Source organism: Streptomyces sp. NBC_00019 (genome assembly GCF_045041015.1).
Classification (GTDB): domain Bacteria; phylum Actinomycetota; class Actinomycetes; order Streptomycetales; family Streptomycetaceae; genus Streptomyces.
Window position 1 is genome coordinate 2,488,865 of the sequence record NZ_CP108302.1, and the last position, 21,107, is coordinate 2,509,971.

The following is a 21,107-nucleotide window of genomic DNA, read 5'->3' on the forward strand; positions in this document are numbered from 1 at the left end:
AGGGTTCGCGGGTGCCCGTCAGACTTCCGTAACCACTTCTTACGAAGAAGCCGCCTTGTCCAGCTGGAACGCCTCGTTGCCCAGGCCGATGCGGGCGTGGGCCTCGGGCGAGCGGGCGCGCAGGAACAGGCCCTGGGCCAGGCCGACGACCAGGGCCAGGCCGATGATGCCGGGCAGGAGCCAGCTCAGGGACGAGTCCGGTCCGGCGCCGACCAGGACGTCGAAGTCCTTGACGGTGTAGCCGGCGACGACGAGCAGGGCGATGCCGGCGACCGCGGAGGTGACCAGGCGCCAGGCCTGGGTGCCTGCGGCGCCGCGGCGGACGAAGAAGACGACCACCGAGAAGGAGGCGGCCGCCATCAGCAGGATCACCCCGAGGGCGCCGATGTTGCCACCCCAGGTGAACAGGTGCAGGACGGGTTCGGTGGGGTCGCCGGTCGGCTTGTCGTCGGCGAACGCGAAGGCGGCGACGATCACCACCGAGACGACCGTCTGGAGCAGGGACCCGGTACCGGGGGCACCGCTGGTGCCGGTGGTGCGGCCGAAGGCGGCGGGGAGCAGGCCCTCGCGGCCCATGGCGAAGGCGTAGCGGGCGACGACGTTGTGGAAGCTGAGCATGGCGGCGAACATGCCGGTCACGAACAGGATGTGCAGGACGTCGGTGAAGGTGCCGCCGAGGCGGGACTCGGTGAGGTTGAACAGCAGTCCGGCGCTCTGCTTCTGCGACTCGCCGACGATCGCGGAGGGCCCGGTGGCGACGGTGAGGGCCCAGCTGCTGACCGCGAAGAAGACGGCGACTCCGCCGACGGCCAGGAACATCACGCGGGGCACCAGGACGTGCGGGCGGCTGGTCTCCTCGGCGTAGACGGGTGCCTGCTCGAAGCCGAGGAAGGCCGCGATGCAGAAGCACAGGGCGGTGCCGACGCCCGCGCCGGTGAGGGTGTCCGGGTTGAAGGCGTGCAGGGACAGGCCCTCCTTGCCGGGGTCGGCGACGGCGGCGATGTCGAAGATGACGACCAGGGCCACCTCGATGACCAGCAGGACGCCGAGCACCTTCGCGTTGACGTCGATCTTCAGCCAGCCCAGCGCGCCGACGGCGAGCGCGGCCACCAGGGCCGGTATCCACCAGGCGACCTCCATCTCGGCGTAGGTGGCGAAGAGGCCGGAGACCTCGAAGCCGAAGATGCCGTAGATGCCGACCTGGAGGGCGTTGTAGGCGACCAGGGCGACCAGCGCCGCGCTCGCGCCGGCCGTGCCGCCGAGGCCGCGGGAGATGTACGCGTAGAAGGCGCCGGCGTTGTGGACGTGCCGGCTCATCTCGGCGTAGCCGATGCCGAACAGGACGAGGATCACGCCGAGGAGGACGAAGAGCAGGGGCTGTCCGACGATGCCCATCACCGCGAATGTGGTGGGCATGACACCCGCGACCACCATGAGGGGGGCGGTCGCCGCGAGCACGGAGAGCAGCAGGCCTCCGGTGCCCAGGCGGTCGGCGCGCAGGGCCCGCTCCTGGCCCTTGAAGGTGCTGATGCCGTCGGTTCTTTTCGTACTCGAGCTGTCCGTTGTCACGGGGAGACCGTCCTTTTCGGGGAGGGGAGGGCGTCACACCGTGCCGAGCGCGCTGTCGCGTGCGGCACGGAAGGCTGAGGTGGGGTCGCGGTCGGGGTACGCCCAGGGGGCCGGGGTGGGGTGTTCGCCGATGCGGTGGAACAGGGCGGCGGCCTCGGCGCCCCGGCCCTCGCAGACCTTGGCGTGGGCGAGGAAGTTGAGGTCGACGAGGCGGCGGGGGTGGCCCTCGTGCTCCCACTCCAGCCACCAGTCGAAGGCGGCCTTCATCACCTGGCGGGCCCGGCGGCCGACCCAGTGGCCGGAGGCGGCCGGGTCGGGGGGCTCGTGGCCGCCGGTGGCGAGGACGCGGTAGCGCTCGGCGTGGGCGATGACCGGGAGGATCGCGAGCGGGGAGTCGGCGGGGGCCTGTTCGGCGGCCCAGTTGGCGAAGTCGTAGACCTCGTGCAGCGGGTCCGGGCCGGCGTCGGCGCGGTGCTCGGCGAGCCGGGCGACCATCAGATGGTGGGCGTGGTGGTGGTCGGCGTAGCGGCGGCGGACCTCCTCGAAGATCCGGACGGCGCTCCCGGCACCGGCCGTGCCCTGCTCCAGCATGAGCAGGCCCAGCCAGGGGGTGGGGTCGGCGGGGGCACGCTCGGCGGCGGTCCGGCAGGCCTCGCGGGCGCGGTCCGGCTTCTCCTTGCCGCGCAGGGCGCGCTGGACCTGGGCGAGGGCGAGCAGGACGGAGGCGTCGGCGGACTCGGGCTCGGCGAGCAGCCAGTCGCGGGTCCAGGCGGCGCTGTACGGCTCCAGGGCGAGGACGGTCACCCGGTGACCGCGCAGATCCCACTCGTCCCCGGACTGGGCGATCAGGGAGCGGGCGGCCTGCCAGCGGCCCTGGGCCAACGCGGAGCGGGCGGAGACGAGTTCGGCGTCGTCGAGGGCGGCGTCGAAGGCCTGGGCCGCGCGTCTTCGGCTGCGGCCCAGTGGTGGTGGGGGTGGAGACACCGCGGAGACTTCCTCACGCGACGTTGCTCGACGTCGTAGTTCGTTGCGTGGGCAGATGGTCACGGACAGCAAACCCGCAGCCAATGCTTCTCGTCAAGGCTGGGACGGGTGTTACACGGTTCAACTGTCGTGGCTGGAGGGGCAGTTGTGATCATGAACGGCAGGTCGCCGGGCACATGTGTGGCGTACGCCATGGCGCCATGGGCCCCGCCCCCGCACCATGGCGGGAAGGTCGTACGGGGTGACCGAGTCAACTGCCCGGTTCCGGGTACCGCGGGGAGCAAGCCGGGCCCAAGGGCGCTAAAGTCGGCCCCTAACCCGCCCCGCAGCCCGGCCAGTGATCGAGGTACGCAGCGTGTCGGTTCTTGTTCTGGTTCTCGCCGTGAGCGCCGCCTGCTGCCTGGGCTTCGGTTTCGTCCTCCAGCAGAGCGCGGCTCAGCGGGCACCCCTGAACGACTTCCTCTCGCCCCGCCTCCTCCTGGACCTGGTCAAGGTGCCTCGCTGGCTCGGCGGTATCGCGCTCATGGTGGCCGGCATGGTCCTCGGCGCCATCGCGCTGGGCCAGGGTGAGATCTCCCTGGTGGAGCCGCTGCTGGCGACGAACCTGCTGTTCGCGATGGCTCTCTCCCGCCACCAGACCAAGCAGTCACTGGGCCGCCAGGGCTGGGCGGGCCTGCTGCTCCTCGCCGGCGGCGTGACGGCGTTCATCGTGGCGGGCGAACCGCGCGGCGGTACGGCGGTCACGGATCCGTTCCGGCACTGGCTGATCATCGGCGCGATGATCGGTCTGGCGCTGCTGCTGACGACGTACGCGAAGCGGTCCCGGCTGGTCGCGGGACCGGCGCTGCTCGCGGTGGCCGCCGGACTGCTGTACGGCGTGCAGGACGCGCTGACGCGGGTGAGCGGCGAGCGGTTCTCCGAGGGCGGCCTCGTGCACGTCCTCACCGGCTGGCAGCCGTACGCGGTGCTGGCCCTCGGCGTGACCGGCCTGGTGCTGGTCCAGAGCGCCTTCGAGACGGCCTCCCTGCGGATGTCGCTCCCCGCCCTCACCGCCGCCCAGCCCCTCGCCGGGATCATCTGCGGCGTGGGCTTCCTGGGCGACCGGCTGCGCACCGACACGGGGGCGCTCGCGTGGGAGGCGGCGGGGCTCGCGGCGGTCGTGGTCGGGATCGTGCTGCTGGGGCTGCATCCGGCGATGCCGTGCGGAGCGGCGCAGCGACCGGTGCGGGCGCGGGACCTTCAGCCGAACTGATCTTCCTGGGGTGCGGGTCGGCGGGGTGGGAACACCCTGCTTGGATGGCCCCATGAGCTCTGCTGACGAGATCCTCGACATCGTCGACGAGAACGACCAGGTCATCGGGCAGTCCCCCCGCGGCGCGGCGTACGCCCAGGGTCTGCGTCACCGCTGCGCCTTCATCCAGGTCCGGGACGCCACCGGCCGTCTCTTCGTGCACCGCCGCACCCCGACCAAGCTGGTCTTCCCCTCCCTGTACGACATGTGGGTCGGCGGAGTGGTCGGCGCGGGCGAGACCTACGACGACGCGGCGCTGAGGGAGGCGGAGGAGGAGCTGGGCGTCTCCGGCCTCCCGTCCCCCGAGTTCCTCTTCAAGTTCCTGTACGACGACGGCGCCGGGCAGACCTGGTGGTCGGCGGTGTACGAGGTCCGCTGCGATCTGCCGGTGAATCCTCAGGCCGAGGAGGTCGCGTGGCACGACTTCCTGCCGGAGGAGGAGGTGGAGCGGCGGCTGTCGGAGTGGGAGTGGGTACCGGACGGCCTGGACGCGTACGAGCGACTGCGGGCCCACCGGGCGGGCGGATGATCCGGGCCGGACGCCCGGTAGGGTCCGGAGCGTGATCGATTTTGCACGGACCGTCCGGCTCTGGTTCGCGCCCGAGGCGATTCGGGAGGACGGCAGGACGCCCGACTACCGGTTCTCGCTCGCCAATGAGCGCACCTTTCTGGCTTGGCTGCGGACCGCTCTCGCGCTCATCGGCGGCGGGTTCGCGGTGGACCAGTTCCTGCCGGATCTGCGCTGGGGATGGCGGGTCGGGCTGGCGCTCGCGCTGCTCGGGGCCGGGGTGCTGTGCTCGTTGCGCGCGGTCAATCACTGGATGCGGTGCGAGCGGGCGATGCGACGGGGTGAGGATCTGCCCGTGTCACGGTTCCCGGCGGTGCTGAGCGTCGTCGTGGCGGTCGTCGCCGTCGCGATGGTCTTCGTCGTGCTCGTCGGGTGGGAGGGGTGAGCACGACGGTCACCGAGGAACGGGACCCCGGACTCCAGCCCGAGCGCACCCGGCTCGCCTGGCGTCGTACGACCCTCTCCGGCACCGTCACCGCCGTACTCGCCGTCAAGACCGCTCTGCACGGCGGCCCGTCCGCCTCCGGGGTCGTCGCCTGCGCGCTGGTCTGCGTCCTCTGGCTGGGCTTCCTGCTGCTCGCGCACCGCCGTATCCGTGCCCTCGCCACCGCCGAGACCCCCTCCGCGATCGCCCCGCGCCACGCCATGGCGGCGGTCCTGTGCACCGTGGCGATGGCCGCGTGCGGGGCCGCCCTGGTGTTCTAGCTCCCGCTAGCCCGCCTCGCCCTCACCCTCCCCCTCGGCCTCCCAGTCGACCGTCACGACGATCTTCCCCCGGGTCCGCCCCTCCTGATTCAGCCGCTGCGCCTCCGCCGCCCGCTCCAGCGGGAACGTCTGCGACACATGCACCGACACCACGCCCTGATCCGCGAGTTCGGACAGGCGCTGGAGGTCCTCGGCATCCGGGCGCACCCAGTAGTAGCGGCCGCCGTAGCCGACGACCTCCCCGTCCGCGATGGACACCAGGCGGCCCTCGGGTGCCAGCAGGTTCGCCGAGACCGTCAGGGTCTCGCCGCCGATCGTGTCGAACGCCGCGTCCACGCCCTCGGGGGCCAGCCCGCGCACCCGTTCGGCCAGGCCCTCGCCGTACTCGACGGGCTCGCCGCCGAGACCGCGGACGAAGTCGTGGTTGGCCTGGCTCGCCGTGCCGATGACCCGGGCACCGAAGTGGCGGGCCAGCTGTACGGCGATGGAGCCCACACCCCCCGCCGCCGCGTGCACCAGGACCGTCTCGCCGCGCTTGACCTGGAGCGCCTTCACCAGCACCTGGTAGGCGGTGAGCCCCACCAGCGGCAGGCCGGCCGCCTCCTCGAAGGAGAGGTTGCGGGGCTTGCGGGCGAGGGTGCGCACGGGGGCGGCCACGTACTCGGCGAAGGTGCCCCGGGAGAGGAAGTCCTCACGGACGTATCCGATGACCTCGTCGCCGACGGCGAACTCCGTGACGGACACTCCGAGTCCGACCACGACCCCGGAGACGTCCCAGCCGGGGACCACCGGGAAGACGGGGTCGAGGATCGGGTCGAGGTGCCCCTCGCGGGCGTGCCAGTCGACCGGGTTGACCGCCGCCGCCCGGACCTTGACCAGCACCGCGTCGACCCCGACCTTGGGGTCGCGCACGTCCCCGTATGCGAGGACCTCGGGTCCGCCGTAGCGTGAGTAGCTGATGCCTTTCATGGCACCGACCCTCAGGGGTACTCGGACGCCACGCAAGCGGGATGCCCGGATATGCGGCGTTCGCGTGGCAGCCTTTCCGACGGCATCGGCAACATCTCCGAAGGTGAGCAGCATGACCACCCTCCACCAGGAACACGCCTCCCACACACACGCCCACGGCCCCGACTGCGGGCACACCGAGGTGCCGCACGGGGACCACGTCGACTACGCGCACGGCGGGCATCTGCACCGCGAGCACGGCGGCCACTGGGACGAGTGCGAGCCGGGCGGGCACGTCACCCACGACGGTCACGAGCACACGCACGGGGACGCCTGCGGCCACGAGAGCGTGCTGCACGGTGACCACGTCGACTATCTGCACGACGGTCACCGGCACGCCCGCCACGACGGCCACTGGGACGACCACTGACCCGGCACTGACCCGGCCGCGACCTGGCATCGCCTGACCGAGAAGCATCCCCGACAGCTCCCCGACGCACCGCGCGGGGAGCTGTCGGCCTAGGGTGGCGTCCTAGGGTGGCTCAGATCACGTTCGCACTACACACTGGACGACATACCGACCGGTCGGCATCATGAGTCGGGAACCGTTCGTCTGCCGTAGGAGCGATGCATGAGCCCCGACCATCCGCCCGGACTCGACCTCGACCGGCTGCGCGGCCTGCTCGACCGCGAGCGGCCCGGACTGGTCCACGGCCCCCTGACCGGCCGGCTGATCGAGGGCGGACGGTCGAACCTCACCTACGCGCTCTCCGACGGCACGTCGAAGTGGGTCGTACGACGGCCTCCGCTCGGCCATGTCCTGGCCACCGCGCACGACATGAAGCGCGAGCACCGGGTGATCAGCGCCCTGCATCCGACGAACGTCCCGGTGCCGCGGCCCGTGCTGCTGTGCGAGGACGAGGAGGTGCTCGGGTCGCCGTTCTACGTCATGGAGTTCGTCGAGGGCACTCCGTACCGCACCGCCGACCAGCTTCTCCCGCTCGGCCCGGAGCGCACCCGGGGCGCGGTGCTGTCCCTGGTGGACACCCTCGTCGAACTGCACGCGGTGGACCCTGCCGAGGTGGGTCTCGCGGACTTCGGGCGCCCCGAGGGCTTCCTGGACCGTCAGCTGCGCCGGTGGGGCAAGCAGCTGGACGCCTCCCGCAACCGTGAGCTGGCCGGCATCGACGAGCTGCACGCGGCGCTCGGCCGGCAGCTGCCGACGTCCCCCGAGGCGACCGTGATCCACGGCGACTACCGGCTCGACAACGTACTGATCGGTGACGACGACAGCATCAAGGCGATCCTCGACTGGGAGATGTCGACCCTCGGTGACCCGCTCACCGACCTCGGTCTGCTGGTCATGTACAGCATGCCGCTCGCGATGCCCGACTCCCCCGTCTCCACCACCGCCGCGGCCCCCGGGCACCCGGATCCGGCCGAGTTGATCGAGCGGTACGCGGCCCGGTCGGGGCGCGATGTCTCCAAGGTCTCCTGGTACACGGCGTTCGCCTGGTTCAAGCTCGCCGTGATCCTCGAGGGCATCCACTACCGCTACACCCTGGGCCAGACGGTCGGCCACGGCTTCGACCGCATCGGCGACCTCGTCCCCGTCTTCATCTCGCACGGCCTGACCACCCTTCAGGAAGGCTGATCCGCCATGGACTTCGCGTTCGACGCACGCACCGAGGAACTGCGCGCCAAGCTGCTCGCCTTCATGGACGAGCACGTCTACCCCGCCGAGGCCGTCGCCGAGGAGCAGCGCGCGCAGCTGGCCTCGCCGTGGGACACCCCGGCCGTCGTGGAGGAGTTGAAGGCCGAGGCGCGCAGGCAGGGCCTGTGGAACCTCTTCCTGCCCGACTCCGAGTACGGTGCCGGGCTGACCAACCTGCAGTACGCGCCCCTCGCCGAGATCACCGGCCGCTCCCCGCAGCTCGCGCCGACCGCGCTGAACTGCGCGGCGCCGGACACCGGCAACATGGAGGTGCTCACCCAGTTCGGGGACGAGCAGCAGAAGAAGCAGTGGCTGGAGCCGCTCCTTGCCGGTGAGATCCGCTCGGCGTTCGCGATGACCGAGCCGGAGGTGGCCTCCTCGGACGCCACCAACATCACCACGTACATCGAGCGGGATGGCGACGAGTACGTCGTCACGGGCCGCAAGTGGTACATCTCCGGGGCGATGAACCCGGACTGCAAGATCTTCATCGTGATGGGCAAGACGGACCCGGACGGCGAGGACATCCGCCGCCAGCAGTCGATGATCCTGGTCCCCCGTGACACCCCGGGCGTCACGATCAAGAGGGCGATGCAGGTCTTCGGTTACGAGGACCACTCCCACGGCGGCCACGCCGAGGTGGTCTTCGACCACGCGCGCGTGCCGGTGTCGAACCTGATCGGCGAGGAGGGCGGCGGCTTCGCCATCGCCCAGGCCCGCCTCGGTCCGGGCCGGATCCACCACTGCATGCGGCTGATCGGCATGGCGGAGCGGGCGATCGAGCTGATGTGCCGCCGGGCGGTGGACCGTACGGCCTTCGGCAAGGCACTGGCCCAGCAGGGCGTGGTGCACAACTGGATCGCCGACGCGCGCGTGACCGTCGAGCAGCTGCGGCTCCTCGTGCTGAAGACGGCCTGGCTGATGGACACCGTCGGCAACCGGGGCGCCCACACGGAGATCCAGTCCATCAAGATCGCCACTCCGCGTGCGGTGGTCGACATCATCGACCGGGCGATCCAGCTGCACGGCGCGGGTGGCGTCAGCCAGGACTTCCCGCTGGCCGAGCTGTACGCCGGCGCCCGGACGCTGATGATCGCCGACGGCCCCGACGAGGTGCACCAGCGGTCGCTGGCGCGGCGGGAGCTGAAGAAGTACCTGTGAAGCGCGAGGACCGGCGGGGTGTGCACGCCCCGCCGGCCCCGCTCCCCCGAGGTGATGGTCAGCTGGGCTGTGTGGTCGCGCTCAGCGTCCAGCCCTGGCGGCAGGAGTGGCCGAACAGGCCCACGTCGCAACCCTCGACACGGAAGGTGTAGGCACCGGTGGTCCGCTGTTGCACCCGCACCCGGCCGGACGTCCCGCCGCCCACCTCACGCTGGGTGCCGTTCGGGTCGGCGGCGCTGGTCCAGCGGACCAGGAAGGTGTCGTAGGAGTACGGGCTCGTCGTGCCCCAGTTGAAGTAGGCGTAGCCGCCGTCCTGCCACGCGGCCACGACCATGTTCCGTCCCTGTCGGGGTGACCAGGTGACGGTGCCGTAGTCGAAGTACTGGCGCTTTCCGGCGTAGACGTTGTTCAGGTACACGTCCTTGGTACGGGTGGTCGGACAGCCCAGCCAGCCGGTGGCTCCGCCCAGGGCGTCCCAGCGCTTGTAGATGTGCGGCTCGGTCACCGAGATGGAACACGCGGCCTGCGCCTGCGACGGCGCCGCATCGGTCTGCGCCGCGGCCGGTACGGCCGCCGTGCCGCCCAGTGCGAGCAGCGAGCCCAGGACAACGCCGGTGAGGCGCCGGTTCAGTGACAGCTTGGTCATTGGTTCTCCCCCGTGGATTGCGGTCTGGCTCCACGAGCATCGCGCCCCGGGCGGCCGGGAGTTGAGAGGCATCCGCCGGGCGCCGCCCGGAAGTTCTCCCGGGTGGACCGGGAACGGTTCCCATGACACCCGGGCGGTCAAGCCGGGACGATGGGGTGCATGAAGGACCGGCACGGGCAAACCCGGCGGCGCACGATGATGGTCTACGCCCTGCTGGGGATGTCGCTGGCCCAGGTCGCCGTGGGCGCCACCGCATTGGCGGTGGCGGGGGTCTCCCCGTCCGACGTGCTCCGGTACGACATGGTCGTCGACCTGGCGGTCGGCATCGCCTATCCCGTCTGCGGCGCGGTGATCGCGCTGCACCGCCCGCGCAACCCCATCGGCTGGCTGCTCATCGGATACGGCCTGGGCCACGCGTTCACGGGGCTGTCGATCGGTCTCGGTGTCGAGGGGCTGCGGCTGGGCTGGCCCCCCGAGGTGCTGCACGCGCTCACCACGATCGGGCGGCACACCTGGATCATCGGGAGCTCCTGGGCGTTCGTCTTCGTGTTCTTCCTGTTCCCCGACGGACGGCTGCCCGACCGCCGCTGGCGCTGGGCACTGGTCCTCCAACTGCTCTCCTCGCCCTTCGACTTCGCCATCTGGGCGCGGCAGGACATGGGGCTGTTCCGGAACACGGCGGCACAGCCGTCGTACCCGCCGGTGCCGGACGGCTGGCTGCCCCTGCTCGGACACGTCGAGACCGTCAAGGCCTTCCTCGTCCTGACCGGCGTGTTCGCCGTCATGTCCCTGCGCTACCGGCACGGCGGGGAACAGGACCGACGTCGGCTGCTGTGGCTGATCGCCGGGATGACTCCCCTGGCGCTGAGCGTGCTGCTGCAGCTCTTCGGCTTCCCCGCGGTCTACGCCTCGTGCTGCACCCTGTTCCTGCCGGTCGCCATCATGATCGCCGTGGTGCGCCACGAGCTGCTCGACATCCGTCTCGTCGTCTCGCGGAGCCTGCTGTACGGCGCGCTCACGATCGGTGTGGTCTGCGCCTACGTCGGCCTCGTCGCCTTCGTCCAGTCCCTGCTCGACCCACTCCCCGAACTCCTCGGCCCCGCGCTGGTCACGGTCACCCTTGCCGTCGCCTTCGAACCCGCCCGCCGCCTGCTCCAGCGCATGGTCGACCGGACCCTGTACGGCGACCGGCACGACCCGGTGCGCGCCGTCTCCCGCATCGGCGAGCGGCTCGCCGGTACCGGAGTGGGCGCGGTGCCGGAGGCGGTGGGCGAGGCGCTGCGGCTGCCGTATGTGTGCCTGGAGTCGAAGACGGGTGACGTGAACGGGAGTTGGGGCACCCCGGCCGGGCCCGTGCACACCGTGTGGCTGGACTACGACGGCCGCACCGTCGGCGAGCTGGTCGTCGGCCTGCGCCCCGGCGAACAGCAGCCGGCGCCGGCCGATCTGGCCGTCCTGGAGCTGCTGGCCGTACCGCTGGCGGCCGCGCTGCACACCACCGACCTCACCCGGCAGCTGCAGCACTCACGGGAGCGGATCGTCGCCGCACGGGAGGAGGAGCGCCGACGCATCCGCCGGGATCTGCACGACGGGCTCGGCCCGACCCTCGCCGGAGCGGCCTTCCAGGCGGACGCGGTGCGCAATCTGCTGGCGTTCGACCAGGAACGGGCGGCCGCTCTGCTGGCGGAACTGCGGGCCGAGATCGGGGGCGCGGTGGGCGAGATCCGCCGGCTGGTGGACGGGCTGCGGCCGCCGGACCTGGACCAGCTGGGGCTGCTCGGCGCCCTGCGGGAGCGCGCCGCCCGGCTGTCCTGGCGGGCCGACGGCACCCCGCTCCAGATCCGGATCCGGGCTCCGGAGCGCCTGCCGCCGCTGCCCGCCGCCGTGGAGGTGGCCGCGTACCGGATCGCGGTCGAGGCACTCACCAACGCGGCGCGGCACGCCCGGGCCTCGCGGGTGGACCTGCGGATCGAGATCGGCGACGGCCTGTGTCTGGAGGTGTGCGACGACGGCACACCGGCGAACGGGGAGACGGAGTGGCGGCCGGGGGTGGGCATCACGTCGATGCAGGAGCGCGCGGCGGAGCTCGGCGGGCGATGTGTGGCCGACCGGGGACGGGTGACGGCGACGTTGCCGCTGGGAGGGAGGGTGTGATGGCGGAGCCAGTGGAGGGGACCGGCACCGACGCGCTGCGGGTCGTGCTGGCCGACGATCACCCGGTGGTCCGTACCGGTCTCGCCGCGCTGCTGGAGTCGGTACGGGACGGGAGTCCGCCGGTCCGGGTCGTCGGAGTGGCGGCCGGCGGGCGGGAGGCCGTACGGGCCGCGGTGACATTGCACCCGCACGTGGTGGTGATGGACATCCGGATGCCCGACCAGAACGGCATCGAGGCGACCCGGGAGATCGGCCGGGTCGCCCCGGCGGTGGCCGTCCTGATGCTCACCATGGTCGAGGAGGACGACACGGTGTTCGCGGCGATGCGGGCCGGCGCCCGGGGCTATGTGCTCAAGGGCGCCGGGCAGGACGAGATCGTGCGGGCCATCCGGGCCGTGGCCGCCGGTGAGGCGATCTTCGGGCCCGGGGTGGCCCGGCGGGTCCTGGGGCAGCTCGGGCGGCCGCTGCCGCAGCCCGATCCGTGTCCGACGCTCACCCCGCGGGAGCGGGACGTGCTGACACTGATCGCCGACGGACAGCCCAACGGGGTGGTGGCCACCCGGCTCGGGCTCTCCCCCAAGACGGTCAGCAACCACATGTCGGCGGTCCTGGCGAAGCTGGGTGTCGCCGATCGCGCCGAGGCGGCGGCCTGGGCCCGGGAGGCCGGGCTGGGCCCCGCTCAGTAGGCCTAGACCGGCGTCAGGGGCGCAGGGCTCTCAACAGCAGGTCGGCCAGGTGGTCGGCGACCTCCTGCGAGCTCATCGGGCCGTCGGGGCGGTACCAGGTCGACAGGTGGTGGACCGAACCGAAGTGGTAGTCCACCACCAGGTCGGCCGGGGTCGCCTTCGAGAAGACGCCCGCCTCCTGGCCTTCCTCGACGAGCGCGCGGAACTGCTCGTGGTAGCGCCGGCGCTCGGCGCGCACCTGCTTGTTCTTCTCCGGGCTCAGATGGTGCATGGAGCGGAAGAAGATCATCGCGTCGTCGAGGTTCTCGATCGTCGTGACGACGACGTCCGCGGCGGCACCGCGCAGCCGCTTCTCGATCGACTCGTCGGAGCTCGCGAAGGCGTCGAGGCGCTCCTGCTGGACGCGCAGCACGCGCGCGTACACCTCGTGCAGGAGGTCGTCCTTCGAGCCGAAGTAGTGGTACAGCGCCCCCTTGGTGACGCCGGCCGCCTCGACGATCTCCTGCACGGAGGTGCGGTCGTAGCCCCGTTCGGCGAAGAGCCGGGTGGCGGCGGCCAGCAGCCGCTGCGGGACGGGCGTACCGTCTCCGTCGGTCGTCCTGGGCACTGTGCCGCCTCCTGCTTTTCCGTTCGCTACTGCTCGTTCTGCCTGCGGGAACGCAGTTCCCGCCGGAGGATCTTCCCACTCGCCGTCTTCGGCAGGTCCGGCAGGATCTCCACCTGCCTCGGGTATTTGTAGGCGGCCAGTCTCTCCTTGCAGTACACCGCGAGTTCATCCGGGTCCGTGTCGGCGCCCGGACGCAGGCTGATGTACGCCTTGACGGTCTCCCCGCGATACCCGTCGGGCACCCCCACGACGGCGGCCTCGCGTACCGCCGGGTGGGTGTACAGCACGTCCTCGACCTCGCGCGGCCACACCTTGAAGCCGGACGCGTTGATCATGTCCTTCTTGCGGTCGACGACATAGAGCCAGCCCTGCTCGTCCATGAAGCCGATGTCGCCGGTGCGCAGCTCGCCGTCCGGGAAGGTCTCGGCGGTGGCCTCGGGGCGCCGCCAGTAACCGGGCACGACCTGCGGGCCGCGCACGAGGATCTCGCCCTGCTCGCCGAAGGGCACCTCGGCGCCCCGGTCGTCGACGATCCGTACGACCGTCTGGGGCCCCGGCAGGCCCACGGCCAGCGTCCCGGACACCGGATCGACGGGCGCCTCCAGCTGGGGCGGTACGGAGGCGCAGGGCGCGGTGCACTCGGTGAGCCCGTAGCCGTTGCGGATGTACGGCCCGAAGCCCGCCCGGAACTTCTCCACCAGGGCGGGCGGCAGCGGGGCGCCGCCGGAGGAGATGTTGACGAAGGAGGAGAAGTGCTCGCGGGTGACGTCCGGGTGGGCGGCGAGCGCCATGAAGGCCGTCGACGGGCCGACCGTGTAGTGCGGCCGGTGCTCGGCGAACGCCTCCAGCACGACACCCGCCTCGAAGCGGTACGTCAGCACCAGCGTGCCCGCGCTGTTGAGGCAGGCACCGAGCTGGCACACCATCCCGGTGATGTGGAACAGCGGCGCCAGCGCGTAGTACACGGGCGCGTCCGGAAGGGCCAGGCCCGTGCGCTGCCGCTCGGCGTTGCACATGATGTTGCCGTGCGTGTTGGTGGCGCCCTTGGGGGCGCCGCTGGTGCCCGAGGTGTAGCTGATGAGCGCGATGTCGGACGGGTCCGGGTCACGGCCCTCGGGCGCCTTTCGGCCCGCGCGGGCCACGGCGGCCAGGTCGTCGGCGTCGGCGGCCTGCGGCAGCCGCTCGAAGGCCAGCACGCGCGCGTCGTCGCGGGTTTGGAAGTCCAGCTCGCAGCCGGTCAGCACGATCCGCACCGGCGAGTCCGCCGCCGTCTCGCGCAGATACGACTCCCAGGCCCGGTCGGAGCAGATCAGCGCGGCCACCTCGCCGTCCCGCAGGACATGGGTGACCTCCCCCGACTTGTACATGGGGTTGACGGGCACGACGGTCGCGCCCGCCTTCCACGCCCCCAACAGGGCGATGACGAAGTGCGGGGAGTTCTGCAGCAGGATCGCCACCCGGTCGCCGCGCTCCAGGCCGCGCGCGGCGAGGTGCCCGGCGACCGAGTCGCTGAGCTCGTCGATCTCGCGGTAGGTGAGGCGGCCGTCGAAGTAGGCGAGGAATGCGCGGTCCGGGGCCTCGGCGACGACCCTGCGCAGGGTGTGCACGAGGGAGTCGTCGGGCGCTATGGGAGCGCGCTGGGCCTCGTTGAGCAGGGCGATCCAGGGCTTGGCGGCGTACAGGGACTCGGTCACCGGGCCTCCTCCCACTTCTGCTGGAGGTGGTTCATGTTGCCCAGCCAGCGGTCGGGATCGGCGGCCCGGGCCTGGTAGTACTCGGCGACCTCGGGGTGCGGCAGGATCAGGAAGCGGTCCTCGGCGATGCCCTTGAAGAGCGCCTCCGCGACGTCCTCGGGCTCCACGGCCGTCGGCTTGAGCACCAAGTCGCCCGCGCTGCCGGTGGCCGAGAGCATGTCCGTGCGCACGCCCTGCGGACAGATGGCGTGGACCTTGATCCCCCGGTGGCGGTAGGTCAGCGACAGGTACTCGGCGAAGGCGTACGCCCCGTGCTTGGTGACGCTGTAGGGCGCCGCGCCGATCATGGTGAGCAGCCCGGCGGCGGACACGGTGGACACGAACCGTCCGCTGCCCCGCTCCAGCCAGGCGGGGAGCAGTTCGTGAGCGGCACGCACGTGTGCCATGACGTTGACGTCCCAGGACAGGTCCCAGGCCCTTGCGTCCGCGAGGTCGTCCACGTCGGGGCCGCCGAAGGCGACGCCGGCGTTGGCGCAGTAGACGTCGACGGTGCCGCCGAGGGCGTCCCGGGCTTCGCCGACGACTGCGGAGGCATCGCCGGGTACGGCGATACCGCCGATCTCCTCGGCGACGGCCTTGGCACGGTCGCCGTCCAGGTCATTGACGACGACGCGGGCCCCCTCGGCGGCGAACCGCCGGGCAAGGGCGGCCCCGATGCCCCCTCCGGCCCCCGTGACGACGACACCAGCACCTTGCACGGCTTCCACCATCGGTCTCCTTCGACTTCGGCTCTGCGGAGATGACCAGACTAACCAGTCGGTATGTATCAAGGAAGGGGTGAGGTCGTTCCCCACAGCCTGCGGGAGCAATACCGTGCCCCCCATGCGCCTATCCAGACGAGCTCTCCTCGCAGCGACAACGGCAGCAACGGCATTCTCCAGCGCACCGCCCGCCTCCGCGGCCGAGCGGCATCGCCCACTCCGTACCGGCTTCGAGCGGCTGGCGGCCGACGGCTACGCACTTCTCGCAGGCCGCCGCGTCGGCATCGTCACCAATCCCACCGGCATCACCCGGGACGCCCGCCACATCGTCGACGTCATGCACGCCGACGACCGTGTGAACCTGATCGCCGTGTTCGGCCCCGAGCACGGCTTCCGGGGCACCGCCCAGGCAGGAGGATCCGAGGGCCGCTACGACGACCCGGCGACCGGACTGCCCGTCTACGACACGTACCTCAAGAGCGGCCGGCCGCTGGCCGACATCTTCACCGCCTCCGGCGTCGACACCGTCGTCTTCGACATCCAGGACGTGGGCGCGCGCTTCTACACGTACATCTGGACGCTGTACGACTGCATGGAGGCCGCCCAGCTGGCGGGCAAGCGGTTCGTGGTGCTGGACCGGCCGAACCCGGTCACCGGACGCGCGGCCCAAGGCCCCGTCCTGCACAAGGAGTTCGCCACCTTCGTGGGGCGACAGCCCATCTCCCAGGCGCACGGCATGACCGTCGCGGAACTGGCGCGGCTGTTCAACGGGGAGTTCCTCACCGCGCCGGTGGCCCTGGAGACCGTACTCATGACCGGGTGGAAGCGGTCCGAGTTCTACGACACGTCCGGGCTGCCCTGGGTGCCGCCGAGCCCCAACATGCCCACCCCGGACACCGCGTTGGTGTACTCGGGGACGTGTCTCTTCGAGGGCACCAACCTGTCGGAGGGACGCGGCACCACCCGGCCCTTCGAACTGCTCGGCGCGGAGGGCGTCGACGGACGCTGGGCCGCGGCCGTGGGCGAACTCGCGCTGCCTGGCGTGCACTTCAGGGAGGCGTACTTCGCTCCGACGTTCTCCAAGTTCCAGGGCAAGACCATCGGTGGCGTGCAGATCCATGTGCACGACCGGGCGGCCTACGACCCCGTGCGCACCGGAATCGCCCTGCTGGTGACCGCGAAACGGGTGTGGAGCGGCTTCGCCTGGCGGTCCGACAACTGGATCGACAAGCTGACGGGCTCCACCCAGGTGCGTACCGCGATCGACGCGGGGGCCGGTCCCGACGAGGTCGTGGCGGGCTGGCGGGAGGAGCTGGCGGCGTTCCGGGCGACCCGCAGGGAGTACCTCCTGTACAGATGATCCCCCGATGGTTGAGCCGTTGAGTATGGCCAACTTCACCCCCTAGTAGGACGATGCGACCGCATCGCACCACTTCGGGGGACAAGGGGGCCTGTCATGGCGGATCCGGCGATGAGTGTGAGTCCGTACTGGGAGCTGACCTTCGACGCGGACGGCGATCCGGACGGTAGGCGGCGGGAGCGGCTCATCGCCGGTGTGGCGGAGCGCAAGGTCCGGGATCTGATCGTCTTCGCGCACGGCTGGAACAGCGACCGCTCCGGCGCGACCCGGCTCTACAGCCGCTTCTTCGAGCCGATCCCGGCGCTCGCCCCGAACGCCCGCCTCGGGTTCGTGGGTGTGGTGTGGCCGTCGATGCGGTTCTCCGACGAGCCGATCCCGGACTTCCCGCGATCCGTGGCGGCCGAGTCCGCCCGGCGTCCGGTGCTCGACAAGGACACCCGGCACGCGCTCCTGGAGACGTTCCCCGGCCGGGCGACCATCGTCGAGCAGATCACGCGGCTGCTGGACCAGCAGCCGCGTGAGGAGGCCGAGTTGGAGGAGTTCGGCCGGCTGGTGCGGATGCTGGTCGAGCTGGTGCCGCCGGGGCCGCAGGCGCTGTTCGGGGCGGACACCCTGGCGGAGGGGGTGCCGCAGAGCGAGCCGGACATGTTCTCCGGGCCCGTGACAGCGGTCTGCGAGGACTTCGCGCAGGCGCTGGCGCACCTCGAATCGACGGACGGGACGGCGGGGTTCACGATCCCCAATCCCTGGGACGGCGCCCACGAACTGCTGCGGCAGGCGACGTACTACGCCATGAAGCGGCGCGCGGGAACGGTCGGCGAGCGCGGTCTCGGGCGGGTGATCGGGCAGCTCGCCGCCAAGGCGCCCGAGGTGCGGATCCATCTGGTCGGCCACAGCTTCGGCGGGCGTCTGGTGTCGTTCGCGCTGCGCGGGCTGCCCGAGGGGGTGCGCACGGTGAAGTCCGTGACGCTGCTCCAAGGGGCCTTCTCCCACTACGCGTTCGCGTCCCGGCTGCCGCACGACACGCGCGCGGGTGGCGTGCTGCAGGGTCAGCAGAACCGGATCGACGGTCCGCTGGTGTGCTGTTTCTCCCGCCACGACTCCGCGCTGAGCACGATGTATCCGCTGGCCTCACGGATGGCCGGGGACGCGCAGGGGGTCGCCGGGGCGGACGTCGGGCGGATGCTGGGCGCCAAGTGGGGTGCGATGGGCTTCGACGGGGTGCAGGCGGTGCCGGGCACGCGTGCGTGGAAGCTCGCCGACGCGCTGCGGGCGACGCTGCCCACCTCGGGGTGCGTCAACATCGACGCGGCCGAGGTGGTCAGGCGTGGCGGGGCGCCGGCCGGGGCGCACAGCGACATCGTGCACCGGGAGCTGGCGCGGGTGGTGCTGGCGGCGGGCCGCGTTCACTGACCCGCCGCCGCTGTCAGGTCACCTGTGTGAGGTGAACTCCACGACCTGCTGGTAGGTCGGCCGGTTCTGCCAGCCGATGTTGTAGTGCTTGATGCCGCCCAGGGTGCGCTGGACGATCGAGTCGGCGCACCACTGGTTGCCCGCCGCGCACAGGTCGTCGCCGGGGTAGACCTGGGCCGCGGTCTTGCCGGCCGCGGTCTTCAGGGTGCTGATCAGGATGTCCCGGCAGGCGCTCAGGCTGCCGCCGCCGCAGTACTTCTGCGCCAGCGGACCCTGCACCGTCTCACCGAGCACCGCGCGGATGTCCTTGTCGACGTAGGACCACCAGCCGTACTGGAAGGAGCTGCCCGCGTGCGCGCCGGTCGGGCCGTGCGCGGCGGACGGGGCCTCGTCGACAGGCAGGTTGGCGGTCATGGCCGTGTACAGGCCGGTGCCGAGTCCGGGTTCGAACTCGGCCTTCACCAGCAGCGGCCACCACGCGTCGAGGATGCGGATCGCGTCGGCGTTGGCGTACGCCTTGGAACCCGCCGACGTCTCCGTGCGCTTTCCGCCAGCCGTGAGCCAGGTCTGGAGCTTGCTCACCGCGGCCGCGGCCGTGGAGTCGGTGACCGTACTGCTGTTGATCACCTTCAGCAGGTCCGGCAGCACGTCCTCCGCGCGTAGGTCGGCCAGGGCCGCGTCGGCCATCGCCTTCACCAGCGCGGCCCGGGTCACGCCACCCGCGGTGACCAGCTTCTTCACCCGGTCCTCGAGCAGGTTGCCGCGGTGCACGGACCCGTCGCCCCAGGGCGCGGTCGAATAGTCGGCGGCCTGTTTGTTGTTCCAGGAGATGTAGTAGTCCTGGTCGATGGAGTTGGGGTGGGCCGAGGCGGGCGTGTAGGTCGCCGCGTTCGTCGTCGGGTTCCAGCCCTGCCACTCGTACGCCGACCGCGCCCACACCGGGAAGTCGGCGTCGACGCCGGTGGCGCGCACCGGGTTGTCGCCGCTGTTGTAGTACGCGGTGTGCGAGGAGTCGGCGTAGAACCAGTTGAAGGTGTAGTTGATGTGCTGCACCGCGCTCTGGAAGGTCTCCGGGCTCTTCACGTAGTCCGGGTCGTTCAGCATCTGGAAGCCGATGATCGAGTCGGCCTCGCGCATGAACGACGAGCGCAGGGTGGTGTAGGCGACCTTCTTGCCGCCGACCGTCGCCCGGTACTCGACGGGCCCGTATTTCGTGCGCCAGACCCGCATCGTGTACGAGCCCGCGGCGGTGTCGTCGGCGGTGGTCGGGGCCCAGGAGTTCTTCCGCTCGATCTTCTCCATCGCCGTACAGGTGCCGTGGTACAGGTAGTGGTAGTCGTCCTGGCACAGCTCGACGGCGTAGGTGTCGATGATGTCCTGGCCGGAGGTCGTGGCGCTCCACGCGTAGTCCTGGCCGCGACCGAGTTCGACGTACATGCTCAGGCCCGCGAAGGAGGCACCGCGGGCGCTGAGGCCCGGGCCCTGGATCTCCTGGAGCATGAGCAGCTGGGGTGCGAAGTAGCCGGTCTGCGGGCCGAACACGGCGACCGGGTGGCCGCTGGCGGTGTGCTTGCCGCTGACGACGAGGGCGTTGGACATGCCGCGCTTGGCCGAGCTGAGAGCGGTCGCGGTCGCCGCCGTGGAGGCCGCGGTGGCGCTCTGCCCCGCACCGGTGCCGGTGGGGTCGTGGACCAGGGGCTCGGTGGTCACCGAGCCGGCGTCCGGCAGCGCCCCGCCCTGCGGGTCGGCGGGCTTGGTGGCGTACGGGAAGCTCTTGTCGTGGACGGTGACGACGGCCTCGGGGTCGTTGCGCTCGCGGAAGGACTCCCAGACCTTGGTGCCCTCCGTGACGCCGTACTGCTGCTGTGCGGCGAGCAGTGAGAGCGCGTTGTTGACCTCGCCGCCGCCGCCGGAACCGAACAGCGCGCCGATCACCGAGGCCAGCGCGACCAGGTCGGTGGTCTTGAAGTGCTCGATGGTGCCGGCGTTGGTGACGGAGTCCTTGTGGCCGGTCAGGACGTACTCGCCCGGGAAGTAGCGGCCGCTGTCGGAGGCGTCGATGTAGGCGTTGATGCCGGCGACGTAGGCGTTGACGTCGGCGAGGGCCTGCTGGCCGCGGGCCCCGGCATTGGCGACCGCGTTGTCTATCTGGGCCTGCAGATCGGCCTCGGTGTAGGGGGCGTTGCGCCAGAACTGCTGCTCGAGGCCCTGGTTGGAGGGGTCTCCGCCCGCGAAGGTGGTCAGCTGGCCGCGGCCGACGTGACGGAAGACATCCATGAGCCACAGCCGGTCCTGAGCCGCCGCATAGCCCGCTCCGTACTCAGTGCCGTATCTGGTGGTACCGGTGATGTGCGGCACACCCGTCTTCTTGTCGCGGACGATCGTCACGTCGCTGCGGCCACCGGGACTGAGAGTGGAGGCGACTTGATCGGACGGGACGCCGAAGGAGGCGTCGTTGAAGAAGTTGTTGATCGTGGCGTTGGTCAGCGACGGGTAGCCCTTGGCCAGGTTGGCGTAGGGGCCGAGCTGGTCCTCGGCGTGCTCGGGCTGGGTGCCGAAGGCCTGGTTGAGGAGGATCTGGGAGAGGGTGGCGTTGCCGTTCTGGCCGGGCGGCAGGATGTCGGAGCACTGACTGCCGCAGTAGTCGTTGGCGGCCGTCGCTTCGGCGGCCGCGGCCGCTTGACCAAGCGGGGACAAAAGACCCGCAATCAGGGCGCATACGGAAGCGGTCTTCAGGAACCCGGTGACCCTGCCGGGAGTTCTCAGTCTGTCGAGTGTGGTGCGCGAGGTGCGCCGAAGCATGGCGGCTCCTACCGACGGGAGTTGAGTCAGACGTTACCGCCGGT

At 71.2% G+C, this 21,107-nt stretch carries 19 protein-coding genes; 11 read left to right on the plus strand and 8 right to left on the minus strand.

The window, feature by feature from the left end; all coding sequences use genetic code 11:
• Positions 1 to 39 precede the first annotated feature (39 nt).
• Both OHU89_RS11950 and OHU89_RS11955 read right to left on the minus strand, forming a co-directional pair.
• Complete coding sequence (locus OHU89_RS11950) at positions 40 to 1,569, minus strand: APC family permease (RefSeq protein ID WP_405642249.1); 1,530 nt, start codon at positions 1,567 to 1,569, stop codon at positions 40 to 42.
• Between the two features lie 33 nt (positions 1,570 to 1,602).
• Entirely contained in the window at positions 1,603 to 2,553 is a 951-nt protein-coding gene (locus OHU89_RS11955) for a hypothetical protein (RefSeq protein ID WP_405642250.1), read from the minus strand.
• A 355-nt stretch (positions 2,554 to 2,908) separates the two neighbouring features.
• Here OHU89_RS11955 and OHU89_RS11960 point away from each other — a divergent pair, with 355 nt between their 5' ends.
• The 4 genes from OHU89_RS11960 to OHU89_RS11975 are packed head-to-tail and all read left to right on the plus strand — an operon-like array spanning position 2,909 to position 5,117.
• The gene (locus OHU89_RS11960; RefSeq protein WP_405642252.1) at positions 2,909 to 3,805 is read left to right on the plus strand and encodes a DMT family transporter; all 897 of its coding nucleotides are present in this window, start codon (positions 2,909 to 2,911) and stop codon (positions 3,803 to 3,805) included.
• Positions 3,806 to 3,857: 52 nt separating this feature from the next.
• Complete coding sequence (locus OHU89_RS11965; protein WP_405642254.1) at positions 3,858 to 4,373, plus strand: NUDIX hydrolase; 516 nt, start codon at positions 3,858 to 3,860, stop codon at positions 4,371 to 4,373.
• 31 nt (positions 4,374 to 4,404) lie between these two features.
• Positions 4,405 to 4,797, plus strand: a complete 393-nt coding sequence (locus tag OHU89_RS11970) for a YidH family protein (RefSeq protein WP_405642256.1) — start codon at positions 4,405 to 4,407, stop codon at positions 4,795 to 4,797.
• A complete protein-coding gene (locus OHU89_RS11975; protein ID WP_405642257.1) occupies positions 4,794 to 5,117 on the plus strand; it encodes a DUF202 domain-containing protein in 324 nt (107 codons plus the stop codon). The genes OHU89_RS11970 and OHU89_RS11975 overlap by 4 nt, the downstream gene beginning before the upstream one ends.
• 6 nt (positions 5,118 to 5,123) lie before the next feature.
• Here OHU89_RS11975 and OHU89_RS11980 read toward each other — a convergent pair whose 3' ends face one another.
• Positions 5,124 to 6,086, minus strand: coding sequence for an NADP-dependent oxidoreductase (locus OHU89_RS11980; RefSeq protein WP_405642259.1), 963 nt, complete (start codon positions 6,084 to 6,086; stop codon positions 5,124 to 5,126).
• 112 nt (positions 6,087 to 6,198) lie between these two features.
• Between OHU89_RS11980 and OHU89_RS11985 the strand changes: the two genes are divergently transcribed.
• The 3 genes from OHU89_RS11985 to OHU89_RS11995 all read left to right on the plus strand — a co-directional run bounded on the left by OHU89_RS11985 (position 6,199) and on the right by OHU89_RS11995 (position 8,940).
• The gene (locus OHU89_RS11985; RefSeq protein WP_405642261.1) at positions 6,199 to 6,495 is read left to right on the plus strand and encodes a hypothetical protein; all 297 of its coding nucleotides are present in this window, start codon (positions 6,199 to 6,201) and stop codon (positions 6,493 to 6,495) included.
• A gap of 201 nt (positions 6,496 to 6,696) precedes the next feature.
• Positions 6,697 to 7,719: a phosphotransferase family protein gene (locus tag OHU89_RS11990; protein ID WP_405642263.1), complete on the plus strand. Its 1,023-nt coding sequence runs from the start codon at positions 6,697 to 6,699 to the stop codon at positions 7,717 to 7,719.
• Positions 7,720 to 7,725: 6 nt separating this feature from the next.
• Positions 7,726 to 8,940, plus strand: coding sequence for an acyl-CoA dehydrogenase (locus tag OHU89_RS11995; protein WP_405642265.1), 1,215 nt, complete (start codon positions 7,726 to 7,728; stop codon positions 8,938 to 8,940).
• Positions 8,941 to 8,998: 58 nt separating this feature from the next.
• Here OHU89_RS11995 and OHU89_RS12000 read toward each other — a convergent pair whose 3' ends face one another.
• Positions 8,999 to 9,586: a hypothetical protein gene (locus OHU89_RS12000; RefSeq protein ID WP_266894576.1), complete on the minus strand. Its 588-nt coding sequence runs from the start codon at positions 9,584 to 9,586 to the stop codon at positions 8,999 to 9,001.
• Positions 9,587 to 9,745: 159 nt separating this feature from the next.
• Between OHU89_RS12000 and OHU89_RS12005 the strand changes: the two genes are divergently transcribed.
• Positions 9,746 to 11,740: a sensor histidine kinase gene (locus OHU89_RS12005; RefSeq protein WP_405642266.1), complete on the plus strand. Its 1,995-nt coding sequence runs from the start codon at positions 9,746 to 9,748 to the stop codon at positions 11,738 to 11,740.
• Entirely contained in the window at positions 11,740 to 12,426 is a 687-nt protein-coding gene (locus OHU89_RS12010) for a response regulator (RefSeq protein WP_405642268.1), read from the plus strand. Before OHU89_RS12005 ends, OHU89_RS12010 begins: the two co-directional genes overlap by 1 nt.
• Before the next feature lie 13 nt (positions 12,427 to 12,439).
• Here the strand turns inward: OHU89_RS12010 and OHU89_RS12015 are convergent, their stop codons facing one another.
• Genes OHU89_RS12015 through OHU89_RS12025 form a run of 3 tightly spaced genes read right to left on the minus strand, consistent with a single transcriptional unit; the run spans position 12,440 to position 15,497 of the window.
• Positions 12,440 to 13,033 (minus strand): TetR/AcrR family transcriptional regulator, encoded by a 594-nt coding sequence (locus OHU89_RS12015; RefSeq protein WP_405642270.1) that lies wholly within the window; start codon positions 13,031 to 13,033, stop codon positions 12,440 to 12,442.
• Between the two features lie 26 nt (positions 13,034 to 13,059).
• Positions 13,060 to 14,727, minus strand: a complete 1,668-nt coding sequence (locus OHU89_RS12020; RefSeq protein WP_405642272.1) for a class I adenylate-forming enzyme family protein — start codon at positions 14,725 to 14,727, stop codon at positions 13,060 to 13,062.
• Complete coding sequence (locus tag OHU89_RS12025) at positions 14,724 to 15,497, minus strand: SDR family oxidoreductase (RefSeq protein ID WP_266894570.1); 774 nt, start codon at positions 15,495 to 15,497, stop codon at positions 14,724 to 14,726. The genes OHU89_RS12020 and OHU89_RS12025 overlap by 4 nt, the downstream gene beginning before the upstream one ends.
• 112 nt (positions 15,498 to 15,609) lie before the next feature.
• Here OHU89_RS12025 and OHU89_RS12030 point away from each other — a divergent pair, with 112 nt between their 5' ends.
• Positions 15,610 to 16,848: an exo-beta-N-acetylmuramidase NamZ domain-containing protein gene (locus OHU89_RS12030; RefSeq protein ID WP_405642273.1), complete on the plus strand. Its 1,239-nt coding sequence runs from the start codon at positions 15,610 to 15,612 to the stop codon at positions 16,846 to 16,848.
• 96 nt (positions 16,849 to 16,944) lie between these two features.
• A complete protein-coding gene (locus OHU89_RS12035; RefSeq protein WP_405642275.1) occupies positions 16,945 to 18,261 on the plus strand; it encodes a serine-threonine protein kinase in 1,317 nt (438 codons plus the stop codon).
• 18 nt (positions 18,262 to 18,279) lie between these two features.
• Here the strand turns inward: OHU89_RS12035 and OHU89_RS12040 are convergent, their stop codons facing one another.
• On the minus strand, positions 18,280 to 21,063 hold the full coding sequence (locus OHU89_RS12040; protein WP_405642277.1) for a penicillin acylase family protein: 2,784 nt from the start codon (positions 21,061 to 21,063) through the stop codon (positions 18,280 to 18,282).
• Positions 21,064 to 21,107 lie beyond the last annotated feature (44 nt).